Raw genomic sequence first — 10,450 nt, 5'->3', positions numbered from 1 at the left:
TCTCCGGCTTCGATGAACTGAGCGGAAGGCGTGAATGTGGAGCGAGTGGTGTTGGTCATTTGCTTAGAGGAGTGATTTCAGATGGGGGGGGTGTTGCCCCCTCGACTCCTTCAAGATCTCAGCTGCTCTGGTGAACCACACTCCACTGCTCTGGTGAGCCTCCTGCCAACTTCTGGTGCAGCTCTGGTGAAAGACTTAAACCCCAGTCAAAGCCTCGGCGGACAACGCATACAGACAACAAAAAACCCCGCTCAAAGCGGGGCTTTTTGTTTGCTTGCAAGCTTGCCTTCCGTCAACAAAACATAGGCATGCAACAGATCCGCGAATCAGCCAAAAAGCCTGCCGATGAGATAACGAATTGCCATCCCTCCAACGACTCCGGCGACACCGCCGCCTTCCACGGCCTCCAGTTGGGCTTCCGTCAGTTCAACAATCTGATCATCAGCACTGAAGTCAGACTGGGCATAGTTTGAAGTGGTCATGGGTTTAAAAGTGAGTGAGTGAGTGAGTGAGTGAGTGAGTGAGTGAGTGAGTGAGTGAGTGAGTTGAGTGGGTGATGTGCCCCCTCGACTCCTTCAAGATCTCAGCTGCTCTGGTGAACCACACTCCACTGCTCTGGTGAGCCTCCTGCCAACTTCTGGTGCAGCTCTGGTGATGGGATGAGTCCCTAAAGCACCGACTCTCTCTTAGCAGCGAACAACCATGGGCTCCATTTGCACACCATCCGCTCCACGTGCACAAAAAGCCAGGGACAAATCAGAGACCACCACCCCAAACCCACTGCAATCAAACACTCCTGAATGGCAGCAGAGGCCACCAAGGCCAGCGCTGATCAGCAGGTTGGATGCCGTTTGCCGCCACTCAGTTGAGGTTCCCTGCCCACGATTCTGCCTAGCGAAAGCGCGCATCAGTGTGATCTCAGGGGACCTCCTTCAGCCCAGGTTCAACCGTCTCGAGTTGCTGCCTTGTCAACGAGGAGCGAAATAACAATGGAAGTGGTGCTGAACCGGACTGGAACGCTCCGTTACCAACAGGGGCGAGGGGAAGTGTTCCGGCTTGACCCAGAAGATGCCGATCGAAAAACAGTTTCGCCATCCCCTGAAGTTCCTGCCGGGCAAGAGACTGCGCCGGGCCAGTGATCACTGGTGGGAGGTTTGAGGTGGCATCCAAGAAGGAAAGATGCGTGCCGCTCTTCTGAACCGCAAGCACCGAGCCTGGCTGGCGAAGACCGATGAAGGGGGTGAGCTGCTGGGAAACCGGCGGAGCGAACACGTCATTCATGCCAGCAATCACGAGCATCGGCACCGCCACACGAGACATCGATCGACTGCTGAAAATCGGATTAGTCACTGGATTCACCGCAACAGCAACCTTCACGCGGGGATCGCGGAAGTTGGTTCGTTTCACCACACGTTCGGGTGCTACGCACTGCCAGATGATGGCCGGGTTGAGAACCACGGTGCTGGGGTCATTCAGCTGCTCACATCCGCGCACCAGGTGGGGCCAGTCCAGTTGAGCCCCCGCAAGGGCCGTGACCGTATAGCCCCCAAGGGACTGGCCGAGGACGCCGACCCGCTGGGTGTCGACCCTGTCCCCCCAGCGCTTCTCGACCTGATCGATCAGTTCAGTCACGGTGATCGGCTGGCGATACCAGGCATTAGCGGGAGGGATAGCACCTGTACCCTTGATCGCGGCTGTCATGGTGTCAGCACTGGTGAAGGGAAAGTCGAGAGACGCAACCGCATAGCCATGACTTGCCAGGGTCTGCCCGACGTAGAGGAGCGCGTTCATGTCAGTGTTCAAGCCAGGCGCAAGCACCACCAGAGGTGCCTGGCTACTGGCCGTTGACGACTCGGGCAGATAGACACCGGCCTTGACGCTGTCGACGACGCGACCTTTGAACGTGAAGGACACCTGCTCAAAACCAGTGTTGCCTGGTTGCGCTGCGACTTGAAGGTCCGGACCGGTTTCTGGAGTTCCTCCCAGTTCAGACAGACGCGAATAAAGCTTGTTCTGAAGATTGAACTCTTGGGTCAGGGAATGGAGCAGCGAGCCGACAGCGCTCACATCAATCGCGATCGTGGGTAGCGGATAGGCCTGAAGCACATCAATCAAACGCAAACCGTCGCTATTGGCTGCTGCATTGATCAAGGCTGAGGCCAGAGCATTGCCAGCCACGGCCGTGGGCTGATTGATCAGCTTCGCCAGCTGTTGAACCGTTCGCTTACCCAGGGGAGTGGAGAGAAAGTTCGATGCCATCAGGGCATTCACAGGAGCCGACTGATTGAGAGCCTTGCGAAGTGCCTGCTTTTCGGAGGGTTTAAACAGACGCAGAACATCGGCGAGTGCGGTCCCTGGTGATTGACCACCCGCATAGTCGGCGAGTTCATCGATCGGGATGGATCTCTCGAATTCACCAAGCTGGAAGCTAAGTCGCTCTGCTGACGATGCCGGAGCCGCTAGGACACCAAGACCGATCACCGCGAATAAAAAGCACTTCATATCAAATCAGCTATTTAGGCAAAAATTACCCCTAATTTCTGAAAAAGGTGAAACAACCAAACACTAAGAAAACTGAGCTTTTCTCATCAAGAGTCGAACAACTCAACAGCCCTTGATCAACCAGGGCGGGTAAGCAATCGGTCACGAGTCATGCCCTTGTGATTCGCCTTAGAGGGAAAGACTCAGCCACGACCATGCCCAGCCGCTCAAAAAACCAAATAAAAGAGAGATCCACGGCCAACGCCAACAGCGACTCCCAGACCGGCTTCAGGACCCAGAACCGATCCCAGACTGAGGGCAGCAAGAAACACGGCGCCGGGGAGAAGAGCGTCAACTGATGCCGGCGTTGGTTGGGTGGCCATCAGCATGGAATCAAAGCGATCTGAGTCTGGAGGGTTTCAGCCACTCCACCAGCTAATCACTGTCGCCGAGTGAAACGGCATCGGCTGGCATCAACTCTGGAAAAACCAACGGCGTCGAGCTGCATGCCGAAGAATTGATCATGAGGGGTGAGTGGGAACCCCGCAAGCATTGACTCTGGCGCTCCAATCGAGCCAGTGGCAACCATCTTGACGCGTCTAACGCCTGCACTCAGCATCGACAACAACAGCTGTCACCCCAGGCAACTGAGCGGCCAGATCACCAATGCGATCCAAACGAACGATTGGCGTTGTCCTCTTTGAGGACTTCGAGCTACTGGATGTCTTTGGGCCGCTGGAGATGTTCGGCATGGCAGCTGACCATTTCGAGATCCGCTTGATCTCAGAACATGGCGGCGTGGTGGCCAGCCGCCAGGGCCCCAAAAGCGTCAGCGACGATTCGTTCGAATCGGCGCCAGCCATCGACGTGGTTCTCGTTCCAGGCGGCATCGGCACCAGGAGGGAAGTCGACAATCCTGTGCTCCTCGATTGGTTGCAGCAGCGTGCGCAGCAAGCCGAACTCGTCACCTCGGTGTGCACAGGCAGCGCGCTGCTGGCCAAAGCGGGGGTGCTCGATGGAATGCGCGCCACCACCAACAAGTTGGCCTTTGCCTGGGCGGCCTCCCAAAGCGCAAAGGTGCAGTGGCAACAGCAAGCGCGCTGGGTGGAAGACCGCAAGTTCTTCACCTCATCAGGCGTGTCTGCTGGGATTGATATGTCGCTGGCGGTGATTGCCAAGCTGGTCAGCCACCAGGCCGCCGAGCAGGCAGCCAACTTCGCTGAATACGACTGGCACCGCGATGCCGATTGGGACCCCTTCGCCGCATTGCACGGCTTGGTTGGCGATTAAGACCTGAACGTCTCAGTCGTAGGAGTTTTGAATCTGCCTAAGCCTTGGCAGCAGATGCAATCCCAGCAGAGTGATCGGGCTGCCAACAACACGAGCAGACCTCTTTTTTAAGCAACGCATTGGCTGAGCGTGAGCCTTGACGCCTTCGTCGTCGACGACCAAGTTGTCTTGACCAACCGCGACATCGACACCCGGCCGTTTCCTCTGTCCCAGCTGAGCAACACGAAGCGATCAACGCCCTAAGGCATTGATCGCTGATTCAGACTCTTGCTTGGCTTTGCCGCCGCACTTGTGGCGCGGTTGATAGCCCTGGGTTTCAGCCAAGTGACGCAGATAGACGATCTGATGGCGGTCCGCCAAACCCACCGCAGCAATCAATCCCAGCGGACCAAAGATCAAACCAGCCCAAAACCAGTTCTTGCTGCTGCGGGCCTTCTGCCCGGCGATGGTTTTGCTGAAAAAGGCACTGGCGACATGGGCCACCACGACCATGACCAGCAACTTCGCTTCCATGACCCTCTTGTCTCCATCACGACAGCTAGCCAGCCAGCCGGCGGATGTCAGCGTCAGCAGACCGGGCGGAATCGATAACTTGATCACTGCGCGCGCCTGGGCCCATGCCTGCGAAACCTCTGCCCAACACCGGTGCGGTGAGCGGCCTGAAAGAAACCCTCGATTTCTTTGGCGATCCCGGCTTTGCCCAACGGCGCTTTGAGACCTATGGCGATGTCTTCGCCACCAAGCTGCTGAACCAGCCGATCGTGTTCATCCGCGGTGAACGGGCGATCAATGATCTCTTCAGCCAAAGCGAGTCGCTGGAGGGCTGGTGGCCTGAGAGCGTCAAAAAACTGCTGGGCAGCCGCTCATTGGCCAACCGCAGCGGAGCGGGACATAAAGCTCGCCGGCGCGTGGTGGGCCAGCTGTTCTCCAACGCGGCCTTGGCTCGCTACACCCCATCAATCATTGGCCTGGTTGATGAACTTGCCGATGAGCTCATCGCAGCCAATGGCCCTGTGCCTTTGGCCGCACGCATGCGCCGCTTTGCCTTTGCGGTGATCGCCACCACGGTGCTGGGTCTGGATAGCAGCAGCCGAGAAGCCCTGTTCGCTGATTTTGAGATCTGGACCAAGGCCCTGTTCTCCATTCCGCTGGCCATCCCCGGCACCCCCTTTGCCAAAGCCATGGGCGCCAGACAACGGCTGCTGCATCGCATCAAGGAGGTCCTCAAAGAAGGCAGCAACCAAGGCGGCCTTGATCTGCTCAGTGGCGGCCTTGATGAAGCCGGTATCCCCCTCGATGACGACGACCTGGCCGAGCAACTACTGCTGCTGCTCTTTGCCGGTTACGAAACCACCGCTTCATCACTGAGTTGCCTGTTCCGCGCCTTGCTGCTGCATCCAGAGGTGATGGAGTGGCTCCGCAGCGATGTGATCGCGTCCCCGTGGCCAGCGGTCACATCACCACAATCCGAACAATTGGATGCCACGGTGCTGGAGGTGATGCGGCAAACCCCACCGGTGGGTGGCTTCTTCCGCCGCAGCTTGCATGCCATTGAGCTGGCTGATGTGGCCGTGCCGAAAAACAGCGTGATCCAGGTGGCGCTCACGCCAACAGCAGCCACCAGCGGCACCGATTTGAGCGAGTTCCGCCCGCAGCGCCATCGCGATGGATCGTTTGATCAAACCCTGCTGCCCTTTGGCGGCGGCGAACGGGTCTGCCTGGGCAAAGCGCTCGCCGAACTGGAGATCCGGCTGATGGCCGTTGGTCTGCTGCAGAAAGTGCAGCTGCAACTGGTGCCTGATCAGGATCTAGCGCTGCAGTTGGTGCCCAGCCCCACGCCCCGTAGCGGGCTGATGGTGACCGCAACAGGGCGCTAGACCATGCGCAGCTTTGAACCCGATGAGCTCGATCGCATCATCGAGATGGCCTGGGAAGACCGCACCAGCTTTGAAGCGATCGAATACCAGTTCGGCCTTTCTGAGCAGGAGGTGATCGAGGTGATGCGCCAATCGATGAAGGCCTCCTCGTTCAAGCTGTGGCGCAAGCGCGTGAGCGGGCGCAAGACCAAACACGGCGCCACCAACCCATCGAATCGCTTTCGCGCCAAGGGCCACAAGTGAGCTCAGCGGCGGCGCTTCAGGCGAGCCACTGATCGGCATCCATGATCTTTTTGATCAAAAGGCCCAAGCGCTTGAACTCAGCAAAATTCACGTCTTTAACGGCTTGATCCAGGCCGCAATCAATCCATTCCTCACCGCACTTTGCGTAGATGGTGAAGTCCTGCTCGAGGGTCTCGCGGCGGATGCAATAGGTCATGCCGTCCTCATGGAGGAACTCAGAGGATTGCAGTTGCAGAGCCATCGATGCGCCTTAGATCAATGCGCTGATGCTGACGCACCGCTGCAATCAGCGATGATCCCCCCACTCCTGAACGATCTGTGGCTCTCGATCAACTCAAAGCATTTCTGCGGACGATGCAGCAAGGCGAGAGCCTCAAGCAGGCTGAAGGCCACAGAGGATAAAAAGGGCTTCAGGGTGATGCCTGCCTCCAAGGCTGTTTCGCCATCCAGTGAGGATGCCGAACAAGGACAGCCCGCTAGTTGATCGCCATGCACCAAAGAACGGTGTCGACTAGTTGATGCATTCGCAGCAGAGTGAGGCCTGTGGCTTGAGCAATGGCATGACTTTGCTTAAACACAAGGATTCCATGGAGGAGGTCCTTTCACTTGAATCAAAAGAAGTTCAGCAGGTGTTTCTCCTACCGCCCAAGACCGATGTCCTTGCTTGTTGTTTGTTCCCTGATCACCGCCAAAGCTGATGTCTCCAGGACCCATTTCCACTATCGTGCCATCCATCGTCTCCACGCTCCAGCGTCCGCGCAGAGGAATGATCCATTGAGGCATTGGATTTTCATGCCACTCACAAATCTCGCCTGGCACTAGAATTAATGTGATCAATTTCGCACTAGCATTGTAGTGCATTGCACTCCAAATTGGCGCAGCCCCTTCAGCAAAAACTGATTGCTTGTGCCCCACGAGCGAATGCAAGCTCTGGCAACTTTCGCCGCTGCCGTTAACCCATACACGCCAAAATTCTATGCCGTAATTTTCCATACCTTTGCGGCTAAGCACGTTCGATTTCACTAAACACTTCCTGCGCTGCTAACAGTGCATTCGTTGCAGCGGGAAATCCACAATATGCAATCATCTGAGCAATAATCTCAAGAACCTCTGCCTTGGTTGATCCGGTATTCAATGCGCCCTTGATATGAACCTTAAGTTCTGGAAGCGCAAAGCCCTGCACAGTTAATGCTGCAACAGTACACAGCTCGCGCGTTCTGTCGTCGACCACATCACGCCTGTATAGCTCACCAAATGGAAATTCAACATTCACCTTGGCAAATTCAGGATAAATTGAGTGAATTGCCTTGATCCATTGATCAGCAGCGTCGCCAAAATGTGTTCTCATTTCTGGCATGCCTTGGACATATTTTTCTGATGGCATAGAAATTTGGTGCGATTTTATGAATGAACAGAACTGGCCAAGACTTAAGTCGGCCTAGGCTGCATTCCTATCTCATAGCAACGCTCTGGATAGGTTGCCCACGTTTCTGTTTGGCTTTGATCGAATCAGTTCACGAATGGTCTGTTGAACCGAAGGCTCCGGGGCAATAAACCCTCTGAACTGACGTGGATTGACTGGTATGAATGTTTTGTCTGGAGATCGAAGCGATGACGCTAAGCCCCCTATTTTTCCCTTTCGGCTCTTGTATCGCTCTCAGCCTCACTTTGACGGCTTCAGGCTTCCCGACAAACTCCTACGCAAGAACCGCTGGTACTGAGTGGTCACCCCACTAGCTCCACATCGGATTTGCCAGTGCAAGTGAAGAGCCATCTCCCAGCACGAATCATGACTGTCGCTCGTCCGCTTCTGACCCCGAAGAACCTTGTTCGAAGCCGCAGACCTCCGAACCTTTCACCTCAGGAGCTAGCGAGGCTGCATGAACTCCATGCAAAAGGTGCTCTGCTTGGCCTTGTAGCAATGGTGCTCACCTGGCAAACGATGGGCATCGCCGTAGGCATTGTTATTGCGGAACACGCCATTCACTTCAGGGCCCGCATAATCACGGAACCAGAAGTCCTTCAGCACCGGATCACCAATCCGGCCTCTGCCGTTCCACCACCACCAAGGAACGCCACCGCCATAGCAGCTCCCGTTGCTGTACTCATCAGGTTGATCACTGCAATAGGCGGGGACCCAACCATCCGACTCCCCTTCATGGCTGAGCTTGGTCCAGGCGTTAAAACAGCCAGCCGCCGACTGACGCTCACGACCACACGTATAGGTGCGCTGACCATCTGGGGAGAGGGACTCAGGAGCGGCTCCAGATGCCAGTAAAAGAACGGCTATCGAGATCACGGCGTTCATGGCTACCGAAGCAGGAGTGGCGAACTAATGATGGCGGACCACGTGGGTCAGAAACTCACGCGACGCCTGCGTTCGATTTGTCTGTTGATGTAATTTCTTCTTCTCTCCTCAAGCATTTGTCTGACTTGCTCTCCTGCAACCCTTCCCAATCGAGCAGCACCACCCATCCCACCAGTGATGGCCTCAAGTTGATCATCGGTGAGTTGGGTGTTTTGTTCTTTGAAGTGAGTCATGGTTGTAAAAGTGAGTTGAGTTGAGTGGGTGATGTGTAGGGGTGGTGCCCCCTGGACTCCTTCAAGATCTCAGCTGCTCTGGTGATCCACACTGCACTGCTCTGGTGATCCTCCTGCCAACTTCTGGTGCAGCTCTGGTGGGGGAATGAGTCCTTAAAGAACTGGCTTGCTCTTGGCAACGCAAAACCGTGGTCGCCAGTTGCACACAATCCGCTCAAATCGCACAAAAACCAGTCACAGAAAAGGGGACAAACCCTCTAAAACCACTGTGGTCAACGTGTTGCCATCACCGCACCATGCCGAAACAAGCCAGCAATGCCTGCTTGTTTCGGGGTTGCTGCACCTTGCAATATGCCTAGCAATCCAACCTGAGGTTTCACCACAGCCTTGATGCTGATGCTCATCAACCACAGATCCTCAGCACTGCCATCTTGTGGCCTGAAAGGAAGCGGGGCGATGGCAATGGCAGAAGCACGAATCAAATGGAGCGGCCAAGCCAGCCACACCCCTTCAGGCATGACAAATTCTCGCGTAAGAATCAGCAAGAAAGGACTAGCAAGATCATTACCTTGAGTTGAGGCAGAAAGCCGCCAAAGGAGAACGAACAAACACCACTAAAATTCTTAAGGAAACCAGGAGGACTCCTCTCTGATTACCAGCCTAGGATTATTTTTTTTAGGATCCTGATGAAATACCCATTTGGGGTCAAGCTGCCCCCTCTTCGGAGCGGTGAGAGGCGATACCTATTAGGTCTTGGCGCAACCTTAACACTTATTGCCGGAGGGTATTTCTCTTACCAACTGTGGTTGTCATATAGCCCCGACTGGAATCGGGCAATCGCCTGGATTGGCGGTGCTCAGGATCTCGGCACGACAAAACTACAGCAACCAATCCTGCGTCAGGCAAGTTTCCCAAAGATTGCAGCTCAGCAGCGTGGCATGGCCGCTGCTGCCGACCAAGCAGTAAAAGGTCTTCAGATTGAAACATTGCCACTAGCTGGTGAATCACTTGAAATCCACTTCGCAGGCATTGACCTTCCTAGCAATAGCTCGATAACCAATTACCTGCTGCTAAACATAAAGCAGGAGCTATTAAAAGCAAAAGCCAACTACGTCAAAATTGTTTACCCCAAAGCCACCTATCGACTTGCCGAAACGGCGACAACAGATGGCGTTCCCTCAGAACTAGATACTGTTCTAATGACAGTTCGCGATCAAGAGCTTTTCGCCAATACCAAGAACAATGCCGCTGATACCAACCAATTAATAATACGGATCAGGGAGGCAGGGGTCGACACCGAGGATCGGAGTATTTATTCCCAAGACTTCTATTCCCGAGTTGCTTTCTCTAGCTGCCTAGCAATCTTCGTCGTTGGTGCGGGCGGATTTGTACTTGTTAATCGCCGCTGGCCTGGGCATGGTCGCCGAACAGCTGCACTCGCAACGTTATTAGCAATCGCTGCAGGATGGAATCTTGTGATGTGGCTGTTCGTAACGCTGCGTCCAAATCAGAAGCGGTTCAATGTGGTCTCACGGGTGGACCTAACGGCATTCATTCGCTTGGCCGATGAAAACCATGATCGTTCAGGTCAGGGACGCCATGAGGTGTTGCTTGGTGTGGATCGCTTCAATAAGCCATCGGTACTTGGACGACCAACGGTGTTGTCACCGATGGAAGGAGGATTTGTGCCTCTCATTCCGCCAACACCAATCCCTTAAAGAGCTCCGAGTGGGTACGTCACCGCCTTGACACTCAAAGTCCCCGTTCTTCGCAGCTACCTTCAAAGTGGTCCGTTGCTTTGACCTTCAGCGGTATACACGCTGTACGTAACCGAAGTGCTGCTGGTAGCTGCTCTGCTGCGAATAGCCATAAGCAGGCTGGTGATACACAGGAGCCTGAGGAGCAGGGGCGTAGTTCACCGTCTGGTAGCCGTAGCCGGGCTGCTGCCGCATCTGCAGTTGCATCTTGAGCAGCTCGATCTCTTGCTGCTGCCTGAGCAGAGCCAGTTCAGAGGACGA

Annotated in this window: 14 protein-coding genes; 4 read left to right on the top strand and 10 right to left on the bottom strand. The window is 55.3% G+C overall.

Features of this window, described 5'->3' with window-relative positions; translation table 11 throughout:
• Positions 1-326 precede the first annotated feature (326 nt).
• The 3 genes from DXY16_RS14815 to DXY16_RS14810 all read right to left on the bottom strand — a co-directional run bounded on the left by DXY16_RS14815 (position 327) and on the right by DXY16_RS14810 (position 2,864).
• Positions 327-482, bottom strand: a complete 156-nt coding sequence (locus DXY16_RS14815) for a hypothetical protein (RefSeq protein WP_170953912.1) — start codon at positions 480-482, stop codon at positions 327-329.
• Positions 483-918: 436 nt separating this feature from the next.
• Entirely contained in the window at positions 919-2,502 is a 1,584-nt protein-coding gene (locus DXY16_RS09455) for an alpha/beta hydrolase (protein ID WP_115120927.1), read from the bottom strand.
• Between the two features lie 206 nt (positions 2,503-2,708).
• A complete protein-coding gene (locus DXY16_RS14810) occupies positions 2,709-2,864 on the bottom strand; it encodes a hypothetical protein (protein ID WP_170953911.1) in 156 nt (51 codons plus the stop codon).
• 283 nt (positions 2,865-3,147) lie between these two features.
• On the opposite strand from DXY16_RS14810, the gene DXY16_RS09450 reads away from it, so the two are divergent.
• Positions 3,148-3,771 (top strand): DJ-1/PfpI family protein, encoded by a 624-nt coding sequence (locus DXY16_RS09450; protein WP_115120926.1) that lies wholly within the window; start codon positions 3,148-3,150, stop codon positions 3,769-3,771.
• 231 nt (positions 3,772-4,002) lie between these two features.
• Here the strand turns inward: DXY16_RS09450 and DXY16_RS09445 are convergent, their stop codons facing one another.
• The gene (locus DXY16_RS09445; protein ID WP_244281627.1) at positions 4,003-4,371 is read right to left on the bottom strand and encodes a hypothetical protein; all 369 of its coding nucleotides are present in this window, start codon (positions 4,369-4,371) and stop codon (positions 4,003-4,005) included.
• 17 nt (positions 4,372-4,388) lie between these two features.
• Between DXY16_RS09445 and DXY16_RS09440 the strand changes: the two genes are divergently transcribed.
• Positions 4,389-5,648 (top strand): cytochrome P450, encoded by a 1,260-nt coding sequence (locus DXY16_RS09440; protein ID WP_115120925.1) that lies wholly within the window; start codon positions 4,389-4,391, stop codon positions 5,646-5,648.
• 3 nt (positions 5,649-5,651) lie between these two features.
• On the top strand, positions 5,652-5,891 hold the full coding sequence (locus DXY16_RS09435) for a TIGR03643 family protein (protein WP_115120924.1): 240 nt from the start codon (positions 5,652-5,654) through the stop codon (positions 5,889-5,891).
• A 16-nt stretch (positions 5,892-5,907) separates the two neighbouring features.
• On the opposite strand, the gene DXY16_RS09430 is transcribed toward DXY16_RS09435, so the two are convergent.
• The 5 genes from DXY16_RS09430 to DXY16_RS09405 all read right to left on the bottom strand — a co-directional run bounded on the left by DXY16_RS09430 (position 5,908) and on the right by DXY16_RS09405 (position 8,950).
• Entirely contained in the window at positions 5,908-6,132 is a 225-nt protein-coding gene (locus DXY16_RS09430; RefSeq protein ID WP_115120923.1) for a hypothetical protein, read from the bottom strand.
• Positions 6,133-6,461: 329 nt separating this feature from the next.
• Complete coding sequence (locus DXY16_RS09420) at positions 6,462-6,914, bottom strand: cupin domain-containing protein (RefSeq protein ID WP_244281626.1); 453 nt, start codon at positions 6,912-6,914, stop codon at positions 6,462-6,464.
• Complete coding sequence (locus tag DXY16_RS09415; RefSeq protein WP_115120920.1) at positions 6,895-7,275, bottom strand: carboxymuconolactone decarboxylase family protein; 381 nt, start codon at positions 7,273-7,275, stop codon at positions 6,895-6,897. The genes DXY16_RS09420 and DXY16_RS09415 overlap by 20 nt, the downstream gene beginning before the upstream one ends.
• Positions 7,276-7,758: 483 nt before the next feature.
• Positions 7,759-8,199 (bottom strand): hypothetical protein, encoded by a 441-nt coding sequence (locus tag DXY16_RS09410; RefSeq protein WP_115120919.1) that lies wholly within the window; start codon positions 8,197-8,199, stop codon positions 7,759-7,761.
• A 505-nt stretch (positions 8,200-8,704) separates the two neighbouring features.
• A complete protein-coding gene (locus DXY16_RS09405) occupies positions 8,705-8,950 on the bottom strand; it encodes a hypothetical protein (RefSeq protein ID WP_115120918.1) in 246 nt (81 codons plus the stop codon).
• 168 nt (positions 8,951-9,118) lie between these two features.
• Between DXY16_RS09405 and DXY16_RS09400 the strand changes: the two genes are divergently transcribed.
• A complete protein-coding gene (locus tag DXY16_RS09400; protein WP_115120917.1) occupies positions 9,119-10,150 on the top strand; it encodes a hypothetical protein in 1,032 nt (343 codons plus the stop codon).
• 87 nt (positions 10,151-10,237) lie between these two features.
• Here DXY16_RS09400 and DXY16_RS14805 read toward each other — a convergent pair whose 3' ends face one another.
• Entirely contained in the window at positions 10,238-10,396 is a 159-nt protein-coding gene (locus DXY16_RS14805; RefSeq protein ID WP_170953910.1) for a hypothetical protein, read from the bottom strand.
• Positions 10,397-10,450: the final 54 nt, after the last annotated feature.

Origin of the sequence: Synechococcus sp. UW105 (genome assembly GCF_900473935.1) — a bacterium.
Classification (GTDB): Bacteria; Cyanobacteriota; Cyanobacteriia; order PCC-6307; family Cyanobiaceae; genus Synechococcus_C.
This window is presented reverse-complemented; position numbering and strand designations above follow the sequence as displayed.